This is a genomic window from Lentzea jiangxiensis (assembly GCF_900104175.1).
GTDB classification, from domain to species: Bacteria; Actinomycetota; Actinomycetes; order Mycobacteriales; family Pseudonocardiaceae; genus Lentzea; species Lentzea jiangxiensis.
The window spans coordinates 155,616-175,405 of the sequence record NZ_FNIX01000012.1 but is presented as its reverse complement, the minus strand read 5'-3'; the positions used below and the strand labels follow the sequence as shown (position 1 = coordinate 175,405).

Annotated in this window: 8 protein-coding genes; 2 read left to right on the top strand and 6 right to left on the bottom strand. The window is 70.7% G+C overall.

What is annotated here, in order from left to right:
* Positions 1 to 37 precede the first annotated feature (37 nt).
* Positions 38 to 2,491 carry a helix-turn-helix transcriptional regulator gene (locus BLQ91_RS27160; protein ID WP_090101095.1) on the bottom strand — a complete coding sequence of 818 codons (2,454 nt, stop codon included), beginning with the start codon at positions 2,489 to 2,491 and terminating at the stop codon, positions 38 to 40.
* Positions 2,488 to 5,208, bottom strand: coding sequence for a helix-turn-helix transcriptional regulator (locus tag BLQ91_RS27155; protein ID WP_090101092.1), 2,721 nt, complete (start codon positions 5,206 to 5,208; stop codon positions 2,488 to 2,490). The genes BLQ91_RS27160 and BLQ91_RS27155 overlap by 4 nt, the downstream gene beginning before the upstream one ends.
* A gap of 607 nt (positions 5,209 to 5,815) precedes the next feature.
* Between BLQ91_RS27155 and BLQ91_RS27145 the strand changes: the two genes are divergently transcribed.
* Positions 5,816 to 8,029, top strand: a complete 2,214-nt coding sequence (locus BLQ91_RS27145; protein ID WP_090101088.1) for an ATP-binding protein — start codon at positions 5,816 to 5,818, stop codon at positions 8,027 to 8,029.
* A gap of 44 nt (positions 8,030 to 8,073) precedes the next feature.
* On the opposite strand, the gene BLQ91_RS27140 is transcribed toward BLQ91_RS27145, so the two are convergent.
* The gene (locus BLQ91_RS27140; protein WP_090101086.1) at positions 8,074 to 14,523 is read right to left on the bottom strand and encodes a DNRLRE domain-containing protein; all 6,450 of its coding nucleotides are present in this window, start codon (positions 14,521 to 14,523) and stop codon (positions 8,074 to 8,076) included.
* Positions 14,524 to 15,276: 753 nt separating this feature from the next.
* Here BLQ91_RS27140 and BLQ91_RS27135 point away from each other — a divergent pair.
* On the top strand, positions 15,277 to 15,708 hold the full coding sequence (locus tag BLQ91_RS27135) for a glycoside hydrolase (RefSeq protein ID WP_218130422.1): 432 nt from the start codon (positions 15,277 to 15,279) through the stop codon (positions 15,706 to 15,708).
* A 33-nt stretch (positions 15,709 to 15,741) separates the two neighbouring features.
* On the opposite strand, the gene BLQ91_RS27130 is transcribed toward BLQ91_RS27135, so the two are convergent.
* The 3 genes from BLQ91_RS27130 to BLQ91_RS27120 all read right to left on the bottom strand — a co-directional run bounded on the left by BLQ91_RS27130 (position 15,742) and on the right by BLQ91_RS27120 (position 19,099).
* On the bottom strand, positions 15,742 to 17,052 hold the full coding sequence (locus BLQ91_RS27130; RefSeq protein WP_090101084.1) for an alpha/beta hydrolase: 1,311 nt from the start codon (positions 17,050 to 17,052) through the stop codon (positions 15,742 to 15,744).
* Positions 17,049 to 18,410 carry an alpha/beta hydrolase domain-containing protein gene (locus tag BLQ91_RS27125; protein WP_245733831.1) on the bottom strand — a complete coding sequence of 454 codons (1,362 nt, stop codon included), beginning with the start codon at positions 18,408 to 18,410 and terminating at the stop codon, positions 17,049 to 17,051. Before BLQ91_RS27125 ends, BLQ91_RS27130 begins: the two co-directional genes overlap by 4 nt.
* 119 nt (positions 18,411 to 18,529) lie before the next feature.
* The gene (locus tag BLQ91_RS27120; RefSeq protein WP_090101082.1) at positions 18,530 to 19,099 is read right to left on the bottom strand and encodes a QsdR family transcriptional regulator; all 570 of its coding nucleotides are present in this window, start codon (positions 19,097 to 19,099) and stop codon (positions 18,530 to 18,532) included.
* Positions 19,100 to 19,790: the final 691 nt, after the last annotated feature.

Sequence of the window (19,790 nt, the reverse complement as noted above, 5' to 3'; positions counted from 1 at the left end):
GGTCACACCGGGAGGTTATTTCCTCCCATATGAGACGTCAACGAACCGGATCGCCACCGTGCAGGGCCGCCGACAGCCCGCTGCGGCCCTGCACGCCGAGCCTGCGGTAGGCGTTGGTCAGGTGCTTCTCCACGACCCGCACACCCACCTGCATGAAGTCCGCGATCTCCTGGTTGGAACGGCCTGCCAGCGCGAGCTCCACGACGCGCTGCTGCGCCCCCGTCAGGTCGCGCCCGCCGTCGCCCTGGCCCGTAGCGGGTTCCTCCCAGGCGACCGGTGGCCTCTCCCCGCACTCGACGGCCATCAGCGAGGAACGCGCCACGCAGTGGCGGTCTCCCGTCCGCCTGCCCAGCTGCCACAGCGCCCTGGCCAGTTCGAAGCGGTTGGCCGAACCTTCGAGAACGCTCACGGCCCGGCGCAGCATCGCGACACCGGCGTCCCCCTCGATCATCGATCCGAGGTGGCACAACGCTTTTCCGACGCCGGCCGCCGAACCCCACCGCAGCGCGAGCGCGTGTTGTTCCACGGCCAGCTCCCGCGCCGCCGCGACGTCACCCCGGCGCCACAGGATCCGGGCCACCTCCGACCGCCACGGGTACAACACGGGATTGCGCCAGCCGAGCTCCTCCGCCTGACTGCCCGCGTCCCGCAGGTGGGCCAGCCCGGCCTGGGGGTCCGCGGCCGCCACACCGCACAGCATCTGGTGCGCGACCGACAGCGCCGGGATGTGCGTCCTCTGCCTGACCAGCGGGACCAGCCGGTTGACGAGGTGGTCGTCCCGGGATTCCCACGCGACCGAGGCGAGTGCCACCAGCACCTCGGAGGCGAGACCGCGGGTCCCCGCCGCGGTGAGGACGTTCTCCGCCCTGCTCCGCGCCGCGGTGATCCGGCCGCGGTGCAGCAGCACCGACACCTGTTCAGCCTGGATGAAGACCTGTTCCGCGACGGCGTTGGCGGTGAGCGAGCGCTCCATCGCGCTGTCCAGCCAGACGGACACGGCGTCCAGGGAGCCGGCCGCGCACAACGTGGTCACCAAGGTCGCGATCGGCGTGTGGACGTGACCGGGCAGGGGAGGTGCGTGAGCCAGCACCCGCTCCGCGACCGCCGCGACCTCATCGGCACGCCACACCGAAGCGATCGTCGCGCAGTGCAGCCGCACCGACAGCAGTTCGCGCCCCGCGCTCGTCGTCGGAAAGGGCTCGTCCGGACGCTCGCCCAGTCGGTCGACGCACCTCACGAACCTGTGTCGCGCCATGCATTCGGCGTGGTGCGACCGAGCCTCGACGCGTAGTGCGAGGTCACCCAGGACCTCGTCGTGCGGTTGCGCCACCCGCAGCTCGTTCTCGACACCCCGGACCACCTCCCGCACCGCGGAAGACGCCTCGACCAGGGCCCCCGGCACGATCCTCGCCGCGATCGCGGCCCGTTCCCGAGTGGTGGTCACCATCTGAGCCGCGACCGACAGGTGCGACGCGGCGGCGGCACGATCGACGCCACGCTCCGCGGCGGCCAGTTCGAGGAGCAACGTCGCCCGCCTCGCGCCGGCCCGGGGGTGCTCGAGCAGCGCGCGGCGAAGGTACTCCACAGCGGTCAGAGGCGCGCCGCGCTCCATCGCGGCCGCGGCGGCGGTCCGCAGGACCTCGACGGCCCAGGGCCCCTGGGTGACCGTGACGGCCGGCAGCCGCCCGGCCACGACCTCGGCGGGCCTGCCCGCGTCATGCAGCAGGCGAACGGCCACGGCCTGCAGCCGGACCCGGTCCGCGGGAGCCATGGTCTCCTCGACCACCTCCCGCACGACGCGGTGGGCGAACCGCGGCGGCCGGTCGACGAGGCCGAGCCTGTCCATCGCCCGCAGCGCGGTCGTGCACCCGACCTCGTCGACCTCCGCGAGCGACGCGATCAACCCCACGTCCGAGTCGTCCCCCAGGACCGCCATCGCGTCCAGGACGGAACGAACCCACGGAGGTTGCGCACGCAGGCAGGCGACGACCTTCCGCTTCGAACTCTCCGCGAGGAGTGGGCGTTCCAGCGCAACGACATGAGCCGCTTGGCGAACGACCTGCTCCACGAGAGACGAGCCGGACCCCACGTCGCCGTCGCGCACGCAGACCAGCATCACCACCGGGATCCGGTCCAGCCGGCCGGCCGAGCGCGCGAGCGCGCGCACCGACTCCTCGTCCGCCCACTGCAGGTCGTCCACAGTGACCAGAGCAGGGCCGGCCGCGACCAGCAGCTCATGCAGACCACCTGGTCGCGGCGGACCCGAGAGCTCCTCCCCGGCCAGCTGGTGCACCACGCCGAACGGGAAGTGCCGTTCCTGCCTGGCCCCGGCCGCCCGCAGCACCCGGACGTCCATCCTCTCCGCCAGCCGCTTCGCGTCCTTCAACGCCGCCGAGCGGCCGCAGCCCAACGGTCCCCGGAGCACCACGAGTGAGCCCGTGCCTGACCGGGTGAGACAGAGTGCCGTCTCGATGACGTCGAGTCCCGTCATGCCGAGGCGGTGCGCAGACCGGGTCCGAGCGTGGCGGGCAGGTCCGTGCGCAGCTCGACACCGAGCTTCCGGTACACATTGGACAGATGGCTCTCGACGGTCCGGACCGTCACGAACAGCTCCTCGGCGATCTCGCGGTTGGTGGCGCCGGCCGCGGCGAGCTCCGCGACCCGCCGCTCACGGCCGCTGAGCGCGTCCGCCGGCCGCGCGCCCAGTCTCGGCATACGTCCACCGGCGAGGACGAGCAGGCCCCTCGCCTCGGCCGCCGCCGCACGGTCTCCCAGCCGGATCGCCAGGGTGACGGCGGTCCGCAGGTGCTCGCGGGCTCCCTTGGCGTCACCGTCCGACAACCGGGACTCGCCCAGCAGACGCACCGCGCGGACGTGCAGCGGCCGGGCAGGGGACTCGGACAGCACCGTCACCGCGGCACCCAGCAACTCCGCCGCCACCTCGCCGGTGGCCGCCGTTCCACTGGCCATCAGGCTGAGTCCCCTTGCTTCGGGGGTGTCCCACCGCCGGGCGCGTTCGGCGCCGTACTCGGCGAGTTCGACGGCCTCCCCGCGGCGGTCCTGTCGCACCAGCAGACAGACGGCATCCAGCCACCACGGAGCCCACACGGGGTTGTGCACGCCCGCGGTCGTCAGCTGACGCCCGCACTCGAGCAGGAGGTCCAACGCCCCGGTGAGGTCACCACGGGCCCGGCGAACAGCCGCCTTCATGACCATCACGGGTCCGTACGTCGAGCCGAACCGCGGCTCTCCCACCCGGTCCAGGTGTTCCTCGGCCTCGGTGACGTCGCCGCGCTTGAGCAGGATCGACGCCATGGCCGTGCAGGGCAGTTCGACCTCCACCGGCGTCATCGCCCGCTCGGCGACCTCCAAGGCGGTCCGTGCGTCGGCATGGGCCTCCGTGAGATCACCGGTGTGGTCGAGCAGACCCGCCCTGGTCGCCAGCGCCAGCGACTGGACGTCGAGCGCGCCGTCCGCGCCGGTCGTGGTGATCAGCCTGTCCAGGGCCGCCAACGCCTCGGCAGGCTCACCGGACAGCCCCAGCACCGCCGCGGCGGCGAGCGCGGGCCCGGCGTGCACCACGGGCCCGGGAACCAGGCTCAGCCTGGCCAGGTCGACCGCCGACCGGACGGACTCACCGGCCAGCATCTCGGCCTGGGCGGCGACACCGGAGATCAACCGCCCGGACGAGGTGGTGAACACCCGCCGGGATGGCAGCCGGTAGTGCGTGAGCAGCCGCGCGGTGCTGGCCTGCTTGCGCAGCCCCACGGCCAGCAGCACGGCATGCAACTGAGGCAGCAACTCGCTGTCGATCGAAGAGTTCTCACCCTTGTCCAGGACCACGGCGAGCCGCTCGAACGCGGCCTCCGACCAGGTGGCCGCGACCGCCATGAGCCCCGCCCGGCACAGGATCCTCACCTTCTCGCCGGTGTCCGTCATCTGGTCGACGACCTCGGTCAGCCGGGGCAACGCCACTGCGGGCCCCATCATGACCAGCACGTCCGCCAGTTCCAGCAAGGTGGCGGGATGGCCCGGCACGTGCTCGAGAACCCGCGTGAGATACCGCTCGGCCGACCCCGGAGCGCCTCGCCGGACGGCGGCCGCCGCCGCTTCCCGCAGAGTGCAGAACATCCACGGCTCAGGTAGTTCAGGTAGCCGTACGAGCTGCTCGGCGACCTCCTCGGCCGGGCGACCCTCGTCGTTCAGCACCGCCGCGGTCCGGTGACGCAGTTCCGCCAACCCCCTGGCCGGCACAGCGGACAACACGACGTCGGCGATGTCCTCGTGCCGGAACTCCAGCTCCCGGGAAGCGAGCACTCCCTTGTGGCGCAACACGTCCACCGCGCTCGTCACGAACGGCTCCGGCACCTCGAGAACCCTGCCCACCGTCCGGACGTCGGCGGAACCGAGCACGGCGATCGCACAAGCCACCTGGCGAACGTGTCCTCCCGGCTCCTCGAACAGATCCGGCGAGCGCCCGGCGACCAGCTGCCGCCCCAGTTCCCGGGCACGCTGCACCCCACTCTCGTCCGGACGCACGTCACACGTGCGCAACGAGGCCAGCAAGTCGTGCAACCACAACGGGTTCCCACCCGTGAGCAGGCCGCACGTCTCGGCGAACAACGGATCGGGCATGCGGCCGAAAGCCCGCTCGACCACCGCCACCACGTCCGACGCGGACAGCGGCGCGAGGTCGATCGTCGTCACCGGACCGATGTCGGCCATGTCCGCGAACAGCAGATCGGCCCGCTCGACGACACCGGGCTGCCAGGCCAGCACGACCACCAGCGGCAACTCGGCAGACCTCCGCAACAGGAAATCGATCCACCGCAACGTCCGCTCGTCACAGGCGTTCGCGTCGTCGAGCACGATCACCAGCGGCCGGTCCGCCATCACGTCCACCGCGATCCGGTACAACCGGCGGAACACGGCGTAGTCGTCCGCCTGCCCGACGCTCTCCAGGTCCACCCCCAGCGGCGCGAACAGTTCGCGCACCGACCCGTACTCCGCGACGACGGCACGGCCGCTCGCGCACAGAACTGTCACGTCGCCCGAGCCGATCTCCCGCTGAGCCGCGGCCAGCAAGCTGCTCTTGCCGATTCCCCTCGGACCACGCACAAGAGCCATTTGTGCACCCTCGTCCCGGCTGGTCTCCGCCAGACGGACGAGGTCCTCGCACTCCACCCTTCGACCGACCAGGTCCGTCACTGTCGCTCCTCGACAACCACAGCCGAGCCCAGGCAGGGGGACTCGTCACGATTCGCGTTCGATCGGCACCCTCCCGTAACCGAGATGGGTGACGCAACCTGGTCATCTCAACAGCGCGATCAGGCCCAGTTCGTTCCCGCCCGTCAACCTGATGAACGTCCTAGTGCGGTGATCACGAACGTTCGCCGGGGAGTGACACGCCGGGCATTGGTCCTGGACGCTGAGCTGTGTTGATCTCACGCTCGACGGCGGAACTGGATGGCCCGGTTCATCAGGCGTTGATGGTGTTGCTCGGTGCGCAGGCTCAGCGGGAGGTGGCCCGCGCCCGGCAGCGCGTGCTCGAGGCGATGCGGGCGCAGACCAGTCAGCAGGGCCGGTTTCCAGGCGGTCGTCCGCTCTACGGGTATCGCCGAGTGCTTGGCGACTTGATCAACGAGTACGAACCCTGCAGCTGCGTGATCTGCGGATCAGGCACGTTGAGCCACCTTCTGGCGCCCAACAGGTGTCAGGAACCGGGCAGTTCGAGGAGGTGGCCGATCGATGCGGCAATGAAGTGGAATCCGCCGTACAGCCCAGCGCAGGGGCGCTGGACGGGCAGACTGGGGACGTGATCGAGACGTTCGGCGAGCTGTTGCGTGCTTACCGTGTAGAGGCGGGGATGACCCAGCAGGCGCTCGCGGAGAAAGCTCGGCTCAGTGAGCAGGCGGTCGGCGCGCTGGAACGCGGAGACCGCCGGTATCCGCAGGCCGTCACGGTGGATCGGTTGGTCGGCGTGCTGGGTCTGACGGGGCCGCAACGGGAACAGTTCGAGCGGGCCGCCTCGCGCAAGGGCACACCGCGGCGTCCGACCCGTTCCACGCCGCGGCAGCTGCCCGCGGACGTCCCGCACTTCACCGGGCGCTCCGAACAGGCCGACCTGGTGATGGAGGTCTTGCGGGACCCGGCGGCCGTTGCGGTCCTGTCGGTCACCGGCATGGGTGGGGTCGGGAAGACGTCCTTGGCCGTGCACGTCGCGCACCTGCTCGCGGCCGACTTCCCGGATGGCCAGCTGTACGTCGACCTGCAGGGCGCCCGTGAGCCGGTGCCGCCCCTCGAAGCCCTGGGGCTGCTCTTGCGCTCACTCGGTGTGGCGGGCAGCAACATTCCCGCAACCATCGGCGAGGCCGCCGCACGACTGCGGACCGAGCTCGCCGGTCGGCGCGTCCTGCTGGTGCTCGACAACGCCGTGGACTCGGGACAGGTCGCCCCGCTGCTGCCGGGCACAGCGGGTTCTGCCGCGATCATCACCAGTCGCCGCGCGGTGCTGGCCGTGCGGGAGGCGCGACAGGTGCACCTCGACGTCCTCGCCGAACCGGACGCCATCGACCTGCTGGCCGTGTCGGGGAGCCTGAAACGGGTGGCCGCCGAACCGGACGCGGCATCGCAGGTGGTGCGCCGCTGCGGCCGGTTGCCGCTCGCGGTTCGGCTGGCAGGTGCACGGCTCGCGTCGCGGCCTGCCTGGCCGGTGTCCTACCTGGCGCAGCGGCTGGCGGACGCGGAGCGCCGGTTGGAGGAACTGGACCAGAACGAGACCGGTGTGCAGGCCTGCTTCGCGTTGTCGATCGACGGTCTGACGAGCAGCGAGGACCCGGTGGACCGCGCCGCCGCGGCCGCGTACCCGTTGCTCGCCTGGCCCGCGGTGCCGGACCTCTCCGTCCCGGTGGCGGCCGCAGTGCTCGGTCTCGGCGAACGGGAGGCCGAACGGCTGCTCGAACGACTGGTCGCTGCCTGCCTGCTGGAGACACCGGCGCCCGGCCGCTACCGGCTGCACGACCTGCTGAGGGTGTACGGAGCCGGACTGGCGAGCCCTGCCGAGCGCACCGCGGCGGTGAGCCGCGTGCTCGACCTGTACTGCGCGGTCACGTGGCTCGGACTCGCCCGGTCGAGCGCCGGCTCACCGAGGCTCGCCAGAGCACCGCGCACGACCGCCCTACCGGAGGTCGCCGACGCGTTCGGCTGGCTGGACGGAGAACGGGCCCACCTGCTCGCGGTGGTGCAGCAGGCCGAGGCGGATCTTGAGGTGGACCGGGCGCTCATCGCCGGCCTCGCTCTGGGGCTGTTCGAGTTCTACCGCTCCCGCGGGCTGTGGCGGGACTGGCGGCAGGTGTGTCAGGCGGCCCTCGCGGAGCCGGGTGACCGGCTGGCGCGCGCGTCGCTGCTCAGCGACCTGGCCCTCGCGGAAGCGGAACTGGCGCACCGCGGCGACGGCGACTTCCGCGCCGCACGACAACACATTCGCGATAGCGTCGCGCTGCTGGAGGAACACGGAGACGACGACATTACCGCGAGGGCGCTCAACAACGCCTGCTACGTGTTCAGGCTCAGCGGAGCCATCGAGGAAGCGATCGCGTATGGCGAACGCGGCCTGGCGTTGCGCCGGTGCGGGATCACGATGGTCAACCTCGCCGAGCTGTACGCGCTGACTGGTGACCGCGCCACACAGCATCGACATCTAGCGGACGCCGTAGCGCACCTCGAGCCGCTGGACGACGCCCACGGCATGGCGTACGCGCTCGTCGTGCAGGGCCTGGCACTCCGCGCGGACCACCGGTATCCCGAAGCGATCGAGTCCCTGCAGCGCAGCGCCGAGCAGTGGCGCCGGATCGCCGACGCGCCCGGCGAGGCCAACACGCTGGCGGATCTGGGCGAGACCCTCCTCGTCGCGGGCCAGCTCGACGCCGGACGGGAGGTGTTGGCCGAGGCTCTGGTGCTGCTGCGCCGGCTGGGCGACCCGATCAGGGAGCAGAGGGTCGTGGACCTGTTGCGACGCAGCGAGAGCTGAGTGCACGGCCCGCCCAGGTGGGCGGGCCGTGCACTGGCCGCATGTCAGTCCTTGCCTCCCCCTCTTGGACCGCGGTAGACGAGGCAGGCGGTCATGGCCCCCAGAAAGTAGGCGAATCCCTGGAGCAGACCTCCCCAAATGAACGGCAACGACCACGGCGTGTACGTCAGAACGGCGATGGTGGAAAGGATGAAGCCGATCAGGAACATGATCGCGATGGCGCAGAGCAGGATCTTCACCGGGTCCACGCGGTTGGCGTTGATCCTCCGCAGCGAACTGCTCGCCTTGCGGAGCAGCTTCTTCAACCGGCTCTGGTACTTCCGCGACACCTTCTTGACCCGCTTGGTGGCCTTCTTGATCGCGCTCTTCGCCTTCTTCAACAGACTTCTGAGACCCTTGCGGCTGCAGCAGCCGCCACCACCACCTTCGGCCTTGTTGATCCTGCCGTCGGTGTCGACCCTGTTCACGGGGTCAGCCGGGTAGTTGTAGGCGTTGGTGTTGCCGCCGCGCACCGGGTCGACCGACAGGAACAGGCCGTTGGCCGGGTTGTACAGGCGAGCGCCCATCAGCGTGAGCCCCGCACCGGAGACCGCCCGCTGTTGGCCCCCGAGCCAGCCGTACCGCACGGGACCGGTCCGGCCGGTGTTGCCCGCGGCCGGGTTGCCGTACTCGTCGAAGGTGTTCCAGTCGCGCAGTGACGTCGCGGTGGTGGCGGGCGTCGCCAGATCCACAGTGGACACGATGTCGCCGCGCGGGTTGGTGATCGACAGCGCGCCGGCACCGTTCTCGTCCACCATCAGCGACAGCTCGTCGCCCATCAGCTCGACGTACCGGCGCGCCGAGCTCCCGGCGCTGACCCACGTGGGGTTGTCGGAGGAGTCGGTGTAGTGCCGGGTGGTCGTGCTGAACTCGCTGCCGTCGACGACGGACTCAGCGGACCGGCGGTCGGCCGCGTCCAACGTGAACGACGTGGTGACGCCACCCTGGCTGATCGACTTTGCCTGATCGTCGTCGTAGTAGGCGATCGTGACATTGCCGTCCGCCGGTCGTGGCGCGTCGGCGGCGGGCAGGGTCAGAGTGCGACCGAGCTCGTCGTAGCCGTAGTCCGTGGTCGGACGATCAGCGCTGTCGAACGCGCGCGTCACTGTCGTCCCGCCCGTGGTTGCACAGGAACCGTCCGCTGCGGCGGGCCTGGTGGTCTTGCCGAGCCGGTTGTCGTTGCGGTCGAACGCGTAGGAGCGGGTCACGCACGGCACGACAGACTCCGGGTCGGTCACGTCGACACCCGTGACCGTCGCGGTCCGGTCGCGCACTTCGACGAGCCGGCTCGCGCCGTCGTAGGTGTAGGCACGGTCGTAGGGCACCGCGTCACCCACGTCGGCGGGATCGCCTTCGGCAGGCGGGCCGGTGAAGGCCGCGCCATCGGGCGTCCACTCGCGCATGATCCGCCCGGTCACGTCGACATCCTGCGACCAGGACAGCCAGCCGCCCTCCGATCCCTCGTAGCTCAGCCCGACCTGAGACCCGGTGTGGTCCAGCTCGATCTTCTGGGTCAGTCCGCCCGGCAACTTGTGCACGACCAGATCGCCGTTGGCGTCATACCCGCCGGTCGACGTCCACGTCGACCCCGCAGTGGTGACCTCGACCTTGGTCGGCAGGCCACGTCGCTCGGCCTGACCGGAGGCGTCGGTGCCGTCGTAGGTGTAGCGAGTGGACCCGTTGGCATCGGTGACAGTGGCCACCGAGCCCGCGGCGTCGTAGACCAGGGTCGTCGACGACTCGCCGGAGGGCTGGTAGCCGATCTGCCTGCCCCAGCCGTCGAACGTGGTCCGCACCGACGAGGCGACGCTGCCGTCCGGCCTGAGCGCCGAGATCGTGGTCTCGGCACCCGTCGCCGGGTCGTAGCCCATCTCCTTCTTCGTGTTCGGTGTCGAGGTGGCCAACCCGGTCACCTCGGTCCTCACCGACGACACCCGGCCGTCGAGCAGGTGCGTGGTGGTCCGGGTGCGCGTGACCGTTCCCGAGTTCTCCGTCACCACGGACGGCTCCAGGAGGTAGTTGAACGCCGCGTTGGTCGTCGTCGGCAACGGCGGACCGGAGGACGGCGCCGCAGCTGGACCTCGGGTGCACACCAAGCCCGCCCATTGTGGCTTGCCACCACACGCGGTGCCGTTCGCCGAGGCCGTGTAGTACACGGTCCTGGTCGTACCGGCATCCGTGCCGTCGGAGGCGGGCTGTCGCGTTTCCACCACGCGGTTCTCGCTGTCATAGCGGGTCACGCCCCCCACGTCCGCGGCCGATACCGTCCCGTCGAGGTCGACGTCGGTGATCGTCCTGCTCGGCAGACCGCTGGCCCAGCCGTCGGGATCGCCCGCTACCACGGGGTTGTAGTCGGTCAGCGTCCTGCTGACCGGCTCGACGTCCCGGGCGGCGCCGGGGTCGTGCGCGAACGTGGTCTCCGTCGTGGCCAGCCGGTACGGCATACCGGAGGCGGGGTTGACCCCGTTGTTCGGCGCGCCTTGGTCGAACTCGATCCGGCGGTGGGCGCGCAGTGGCAGCACAGTGCCGTCACGCAGTGCCGCCGTGCGAGTCGGCCCGTAGGTGTCGGTGATCAGCGTCTGGTCGTCGTTGTAGACGGTGATCGACGCGAGCTGGTCGGCGGAGGTCTGCTTCCCGTCGATGATCAGCCGCAGGGCCCGCTGGTCCAGCTCCCGCACCTCGTTGCCCTTGGCGTTGTAGTCGGTGGCGGTGTACTGCCACGTGCCCGCGCCGAACTCCGCGGTGTTCACCGTGTAGCCCTGGCCGTCGGTGTACTGCAGCTGAGCGAACTCCCAGTCGCCCGCGGCAGGCGACGAGCCGACCGGGTGCTCAGGACCGAACACCGCGAAACCCCTCACCGGCAACGATTCCTGCCCCCAGCGGTCCACTGAGGACGCGGACAGGTCGGGCAGGCCCGCACCGGTGAGCGGTACGTCGTAGACGAACGTCGCGAGATTCGCCGTGCCGCCCGCCGGATCGCCGGCGGGCCGGTCACGCTGCACCCCGGCGAGCTTCACGTTGGGCGCGGCGGTGTAGCTGAACCGGATCGGGACCTGGCCCGGTGGCGTCACCGAGGTGAGCCGATTGCCGGAGTCGTAACCGTAACCGGTGGTCAGGTTGTTGCGCGGATCGGTCACGCCGGCGAGCCGTCCCGTGCTGTCGTAGCCGTAGGCGGCAACCTTGATCGAGTCCATGGCTTGCTTCTCCGGCTGGTAGATGTCCAGCCAGGCGGCCACCATCCGGCCGTTCGACGAACCGGAGCTGCCGTAGTCGAAACGCAGCGACCGGCATCCCGGAGCACCGGCATAGGCGCCCTGAGCGTCCGCACAGGACACTCCAGGGGCCGGCGGGGCGATGATCCGGGCGACCCGGCCAGCGCCGTCGTAGTGGTAGGCGGTCTTGCCCGCGACGCCGGGCTCGGCGATGGCCGACGGCCGGAACCTGCCTGCCGCGGTGGCTGTCGGCGCGGTGGTCGCGGTGGTGGCGAACGTGGTGGCGGTGCCGTCTTCCTCAACATAGGCGATGGTGGTCGCAGCACCGGTACCGCTCACCGTGAGCTTGGCTCTGGCCTGAGCGGCGTCCTCCTCCGCGGCGACCCAGGTGCCGGCCTCCAGCGTCGCGGTGGTGCGCCGCTTCCCGCTCGGCGACTCGAACACCATCGTCGTGGTGTCGCCGTCGAGCAGGACGATGGTGCCGTCGAGCCGCGTGTTGTCGATCACCCGCAGCCCGCCGGCACCTGCCTCGGCGCCGTCGAACTCCGCTGTCCAGCCGGGGCCGAACACCCCGGTCACGGTGTCCGTCGCACCGGCGAACGTCGAGTGCGAACGGGAGATCGTCAGGTCACCGGTGTAGCCCGGAACCTCGATGTCGGTCTCCTGGGTGTGGAACTCGCCGGTCCACAGCGCAACCTCACCCGTGCCGGCGTCGGCTGTGGGGAACCCCTTGCCGAACGCGTGCGGCACTCGGAGAACGGTGCTCTTGCTCTGCGACCACGTGCACTGGGTGGTGCTGGTGTAGGTCAGGCACACCTGGATGTCCAGCAGCGCGGGCACCCGGTCGTTGAGCTCGGTCGGCTGCACACCCGCAGCACCAGGATCGGAGTCGAGCTGGCCGTCCTGGGTCTCCGCGGCGGTGTTCCAGACGCCCGCCACGGTCAGGCCTGCGGCGCCGTTGTCGGTCACCGTCAGCGGAGCGTTGGCAGAGGTGTTCCAGCCGGTCGTCTCGCTGGTGCCGCCGTAGCCGGACAACCGCCACCGCAACGAGGCGGACGGCGTGGCCGAACTGCCCTTGGGCGGTCCGGACGCGGTGATCCGCACACCGCCGGTGGTGGTGAGCCTGGGGTTGACCGCAGGGCTGCTCAGCGTGGCGCCGCCATAGCCGAACGAGTAGCCGGCCGCGCCGGACAACTTGCCCGCCGGGGTTTCCGCCTGAGCCTTGATCGTGTGCAGGCCCTGTGTGGCGGGCATGGTGATCGTCGCCTTCCCGACGTTCGGGTCCGCCGAGGGGGTGATCTTGAGTTGGCCAGGAGCGCCACCGGTGAAGTTCGTCGGCCGCGGCTGGCCGTCCACGACGACCCTGACGTAGCCGGGTGCGTTGAACCCGGTGCCCGGCGCGGTGATCGTGCACGTGAAGGTCGCGGTCGGCGGGGTGTCGGTCCACGAACCGTTGGCGTACGGGCAGGTGATGACCGGTGCGGCCGGGGTGGCGGCGCCGACCCGGAACAGCGCCCACTCCGACCAGCCGGAGTTCAGCGTGCCGTCGTTGGTCCTGGCCCTGACGACGATCGCGGTGTTGTCGGGCAGGTCGGCGTTGGGCTGGCACCCCGCCGTCGTACCGGACGGGTAGGTGGAACTGGTGCAGGTGGCCTTCAGCGTCGCGGCCGTGCCCGCCGTGGAGGTGTGAAACTCGAAGTTGTAGCGCACGGTGTTGCCGTCGGGGTCGGTGGCCTTCGCAGACACCCAATTGCGCCGGTTCGCCGTGTAGAGGTAGGTCGCGCCACCGGGAGCGGCGTACGGGACAGCGTTGACGATCGTGGGCTTGGCCGGCGTGGCAGGCGCGCGGTTGTAGGTGAAGGAGATGAACGGCGGGGTGGCGCTGTCGCTGGAGCGGAACCGCTTCCAGGAGTTCGAGTCGGCTTCGTTGCCCGCCATCAGCGCCATGCCGCCGACCGCGTAGGACGCACCCGACCACGCCCTGGCGAGGTCAGTGACCGGCACCGCCGTGCGGCCGGCCGGGCAGCCGCTGTCATGGCCCTTGGCGAAGGACGCCGACCCGTACTGGGCGCCGATCGTGGGCTGCGCCGTCCACCGCGTCGACGTGGAGGCGAGCTGAGCGCTCTTCACCACGACCGCCGAGGCCGTGCAGGAGTAGGACCACGTCTCGTAGAGCGACAGGGAAGCGCTGATGATCTGCTTGCCCTTGAACGGCGCCGTGGGGAAGTTGAGGAACGAGCGCGCCTTCACGGCACCACCGTTGTACGTGCCGACCTTGAGCTCCTCCGACGCGGACTGGTCGCTGGAGTAGTCGGTCTGCACCCACGTGTCGAAGCTCGGCTTCGCGGTCGCCGCGGCGTAGGTGGGGTCGACTGTGACGGGGAAGCTGCGTCCCGCGTCCATGAACCACTTGGCGTCCGGCGTCACGACGAGCTCATCGCGTTCGACGCGCAGGTCCACCTTCGCCCGGTTGACCGGCTCGCCGCTGCGCTCGTCGGTCTTCGCGTCCCACATGTACGCGACCGGTATCGACGAGTGCGGCTTGCCCGCCGCGTCGACGAAGTCGATCGAGCCGTCCGGTCGCGGCTCGACGGTCAGCCCCTTGACCCGCAACGGGATCCGCCAGCTCGGTGCGGCCGCCAGCCGGTGTTTGACCACGAAGTCGTACTCGAAGCCGGAACGGCGGGAATGCACGACCAGGTCGACACCGGGCTGGACCTCGGCGTACGTGGCCTTCGTACCGTCCAGCACGGGTTCCGGCAACGTCCACGGCGCGACCCAGTCCACCTGCCGGTCGGCGTCAGGCGCGGCCGCGACGAACGAGGTACCGGCCTTCGAGGCCTTGCCTCCCAGTTTGAGCCTCATCGGGTGTCCGCCGGTCGAAGCGGCGCCGTGCGAGTCCCTGCGCCAGTTCAGGTCGATATCGGTCCAGGCGCCGCCCTTGTCCTTGAAGCGGATCGGCGCGCCGTGCTCCTCGGTCGTCATCGAGCCGTCCGGATTCGACCAGGTCGTGGAGGTCTCGGTGCGCAACTCCGCCACCTCGACCTTCGAGCCCTGCGCTCTCGACGACACCGCGGCGGACACGACGTCAGGTCTGGACGTCACCTGCGGGCCCTTCGCCCGGACCGGCGCTCCGGCCGCAAGTGCGCTTTCCGGCTGCACCGCCTCTACCGAGGTCGAGGCCAGCGCCATCAAGACGCTCAGCAGTACTCCCTTGCACAACAAAGACAGTCGCTTGCTCATGGGGTCCCCTCGGAGATCGGCTGCACTCGCCACCTTGGCGGCGCGTGCAGCCCGCGGGGAAGCGACAACCTACACAGTTCGCCTACACAGTCACGAGGTGAGTTGAAAATCTGTCAGAGGGCCAGCCGGCGTTACTCAACTCTTGTGGTCCGCGGCATCCATAACTTTGACGCACCCATGAGCTTGGCGAACGATGGCGCGCACGTCTCGGTCCGCATGAGTTCGATGAAACGGCTGATTCCTTTGGATTCCTGACTTCAGTCGTCGATCACATCGAGGTGGCAACCGGGATTCGGTCACGCGGACCGTAGAGCCAGGTTACAAGTCTCTACGCCGCCGGGGAGTCCTCGACTGCTTGATCAGCGGGTGCGAACCCGCCGCAGCTCAAATGTGCAGGTCAGGTCGCTCGGCCGTGTTTGGCACCCCGCAGGCAAGACCGGTGCCGGGGCGCTTGGCCACGCCACACGCGGCGAAATCGCGGGTGCGCCACAGGAATCTGTTGACCATGCCCCAGCCCTCGACCAGCGCGCAAGGCAAGCGCTTTCCAGTGGTGATGAGGAGACCAACGACGATGAAACCGCACAAACCATCCCGCAGACTCGCCCACCTCGGTCTGGTCGCCGTGCTGACGGGCGCCCTGGCCGCCTCCTGCCCACCGCAGGCCGCGGGCAGGAGGCGGACGTCCGGTCCGTCACGGTCCGCCCCGCCCCGTCCTACCAGCAGCCGGCGTTCGAGGGCTGGGGCACGAGCCTGGTGTGGTTCGCCAACATCACCGGCGGCTACCCGGACGAAATCCGCAACCACCTGGCCGCCCTGCTCTTCGGCGAGGACGGGCTGCGGCTCAACATCGCCCGCTACAACATCGGCGGCGTGAACGCGCTGGACGTCCGCAAGGACTACATGAAGGTCGGCGCGACGATGGAGGGCTTCTGGCGCGCGCCGGAAGGCACCACCCGCGAGGACGTGGACTGGTGGGATCCGGACAACCCGGAGCACTGGGACTGGGACGCCGACGCGAACCAGCGGTGGTGGATCGACCGGATCAAGGACAGGGTTGACATCTGGGAGGCGTTCAGCAACTCGCCGCCGTGGTTTCAGACGGTCAGCGGGTACGTGTCGGGCGGGTTCGACGCCAGCGCCGACCAGATCCGCGCCGACCGGGTGGACGACTTCGCCAGACCCTGACAACCGTTCGACCGCACGAACCCCCTTCTCCGCTCAGGGGGACGTGGCGCGGGGTCCTCCGGTTCCGACGTCGAGGTAATCCTTGAACTGCACGGTGACCGCGTGCGCGTCCGACGGCCGGTTCGGCACCGCGATCGTGCGCGACCCGCCACCGGTGCCGCGCGCCGTCTGGGTGACCCGGATCGTGCCCTCCGGCCGCGTCGGCAGGTAGGCGTCCACGCCCGTCAGGAACGGCAGCGCGGCGAACGGCGGCAGCACGGCACCCGGCGTCGAGGCCAGGTCGCAGTTGTCGTCGAACGCGAACGCGGCGATCACCTGGCGCAGCCGCGGCGAGACGTCGGCGGTGAGGACGTTGACCCCGTTGAGCTCCAGCCGGTCGCTGTCGGGCTGGTCGGACCACCACTCGCGGTTGCGGATGACGGTGAGCGCGCTGTGCGTCGGACACCGGTCGATGTGGTCGGTGATGCCGCCGGGACGCGACACCTGCAACCGCACGAACCGGTCGCTGCGCTCGAACGGCTCGAAGTAGAAGTGGTGCGGCACCTGACCCTCGCGCAGCACCACCAGCTCGTGGTGCGCGCGGCCGTTGACGGGTAGCGGGCCGAACGAGCCGTCCGCGCCGGTCCGGGCGCTGTGCCGCGGTTCGCCGCGCCGCGCGCCGGTGAGCGGGTCGAGCTCCCACACCTGGAGCAGTCCGGCCAGCCCCTCGTTCTGCGGGTAGTACGTCGCCCGGCCCGCGATCCGGACCAGGCCGGGCGGTTCGGGCAGCACCCAGGTCGTCCACGCGGGCCGACCGCGCAGGAACCGGTGCATGTGGGCGAAACCGTCGGCCGACGTGGTGGTCTCGGTGTGGCCCAGCGTCGTCAGGTGGACGTTGGTCGCGCCGCCGATGGACCCGTTGGGCTGCAGGCTGCCCCACAGCGCCAACGTCGGCACGCCGCCCGGCGGTGCGGCGCTGGAGCGCCCATCGACGTTGACGTACTTGCGCACCGACGCGGCCCGTTCGGGCGACGACAGGTAGCTGTGCATGACCGTCGTGCCGCGCGAGTGCGCGATCACGTCCACCTTGGCCGCCCGCGTTCGGGCGCGGACGGCGGCGATGAACGCTTCGAGGTCGGCGACGGCGCGGTCGTTGGTCGGGATGCTCGTGTCGTACTCGTAGGCGTGCAGCAGCGCGTCCGGGTAGCCGTTGCCGGAGAACCGCTTGGCGTTGGACTGCCACTGCTGCGCCGACCCCTGCTGGCCGTGCACGAAGACGATCGGGGTGAGCGGTTCGGCGCCGGCGGGCACGGCCGCGACCGTGGACGCGAGGGCCACGACGAGCGCGAGCAACGGGACCTTCATCGCCGACCTCCAACGGCCAGGGCGTCGGCGAGGTTCTGCCGCGCGTCGGCCGGCAGCAGGTAGCCCGCGTGCACGTTGGCGACGTCGGCGGTCACCACCTGGTGCAGGTAGTCCCCGCGGTGCGGGTAGAGCCGGGCCAACGTCGCCGCGTCGAACGGCACGTGCGTGCCGAACAGGCGGCAGAACGTCTCACCGGTGTTGTCGCCGGTGTTCAGCGCCCTGGGTGCGGTCACCTGCGACAACCTGATGCCGCCCAGCGCGAGGCCCAGCGCGTCGCGCTTCTTGGTGACGCCGTCCGGCTCGAACTCCAACGGGCGCGCGGTCGGCGGCGGCGTGCCCCGCTCGACCCACCGGCGCAGGTGGTCGTAGGCCGCGGCGGTGACGTGGTGCATCGGCACCCGGCTGAACGGCGGCCGGTCGCAGTCGTACTGCGGTGCGTCGCCGAGGTCGCGTTCGGAGATCGGCACGCGGTAGGCCTGGCCCTCGTAGCCGGAGTGGGCCGCGCCAGCGACCTCCCAGCGGCGGAACCGGTCGGTGTCGGCGGGACGGGTCGCGCTGCGCACGTCGGTCTCCGACTGCACCTGGAAGACGGGTTCCGCGCCGGCCCGCGTCGGCGCCGTGCCGACGACGAAGCCGTAACCGTCGAACACCGGCTGCTGCTGCGGCAGGACCCGGTCGTACAGCACGGTCATCCGGGCCGCCGACTGCGAGGCGCCGATGGCCAGCACGGTCCGGGGCCGCAGGCCGCCCGTGACCGCACCCGACTCGACGGCGCGGCCGGCCTGGGTGAACACGTCGTAGGACAGCTCGTCGGCGGTGAACCGACCGCCGCCGGTCACGTCCAGCCCGCCGTAGCGCGCGGGACTCCACGCGCGGAGCTGGTCCACCCCGACCCGTTGCGCCGACACACCGACCCAGGCGTAGCCCGCGCGGACGACGGACTCGGCGTTCCACAACGCGTCCAGGTCGTACCCGGCGGTGACGTTCTGCCACTCGACCAGGGCGGTTCCGTTGAAGTCGCGGGCGTGCGCGGGCCGCCGCACGACGACCCGGGTCGCGTACGGCACACCGGTGGCGACCTTCGTGCCGTTGCCGGCCCAGCCGTCGGCCGCGCCGGAGACGTGGAATTCCTGCTCGACGTAACCGGCGGCGGCGAGGTCGTCGGGCGTGGAGAAGAACGGGTAGGTGTCCTCGATCCGGTCGGCCAGCCGGTCACCCGGCACGGTCCCGGGCAACGGGCCGACGACCCGCGGCGCCGGACCGGCGGGCGCGGAGGCGGAGGCGGGGACGGACGTCGGGACCAGCAGGCCGAGCACGGCCGCGACCAGACCGAGGCGACGCCAGGGGGAAGGGGACATACCGGCTCCCACAGCGATGGGGGATGGGTGCGGAACCGACCGTAGCCAGGCCCGGACGACCGGCACCAGAACGCGGCGCCATCGTGAGACCGCCGTCGCAGCACGCTGCGGTGGTCGGGTCAGCGGTGCTGCAGCAGCACCGTGCGGGCGGCGGTTTCGGCCAGGGCCGGGTCGAGCGGCGCGCCGCTGAGCAGTTCGGCGTAGAGGGCGGACTCCACGATCCGCACGTACAGGAACGCGACCTGGTCCAGGGCCGCCGCCGACCACGGCCCGCCGTCCACTTCGAGCAGGATCTCCTTCTGCGCCGACACTGCTCGCCGGTGCACCCCGCCGGCGGTGTTGAACAGCACCCGGATGGCCGTGTCGGGCTCGCTGCGCAGGAACGCCCGGAACGGGCCGGCCGAGCGCAGGTCGGCCACGAACCGCCGGGTGACCTCCAGGACGCCCTCGACGCCGACGTTCGTGCGCTCCTGCCGGGCACGGGCCAGCAGCCGGTCCGCGAGCACCCACAGCACGTCGGCGAGCAGCCCGTCGCGGCTGTGCACGACCCGGTAGAGCGTCGCCCGGCTGATGGCCAGGCTTGCCGCCAGCGCGTCCATCTCGACCCGGCCGTGCCGCAGGAAGAACCGGCACGCGCCGCGCAGCACCTGGTCCTGGCTCACCACCCGCCGGGCGCCGATCGACCCCACTCGCAGCCCCTCGCCTCCGCCGGCCCGCCCGTCCGGCCACCCGCATCATCGTCGCCCTGCGGGTCTGCCCGCGAGACCCGGACCGGTGCCGCCGGGGTGTGCGTCACGTCACTTCCCGAATGCCGGGCGGGCCCAGGTGCGCGGTGGCGGCGCCGTGGCTATCGAAGGTGACCGCCGCATGCCGCTCTCGACGTTCGTCGACTCTGCTCGCGCCCGGTGCTGTGACCAACGCGTTCGCGCAGCATCCAGCGCACGATATGTCTACTCTATAGTTTCAGTGTTGACTAAAATCAACCGCAACCGTCGCATGCGGCGGTGGTCGCCGCCGAAGTTCAAAACCCGCCACGGCACTACGTCCGCTCCGTGGTGCGCGTCGAAGAGCCACTCAACGACGTGAACACTGCGCGACGGCATGCGAAGCCGGTCGAGGCCGGAACCTTGGCGCCCCGGATAACAGAAGGGGTGAACCGGAGCCGGCGGACGAGGTCCAGTTCCGGCAGTGGACCTCCGATGGCCGCCGACGTCATCCAGCCTGGCACGGACCGGCCCCGACCGAGATCCGTCCAGCGTCGTTCTATCACCCGAGGGCTGCTGGCGGTGGAGTGCTACTCGCGCCTTCGAAGGACGTGGAACGTCACCAACTGGTCAACCAGGTACAGGGCCGCACAGGGCAAGGGAGGTCGACCCGCGG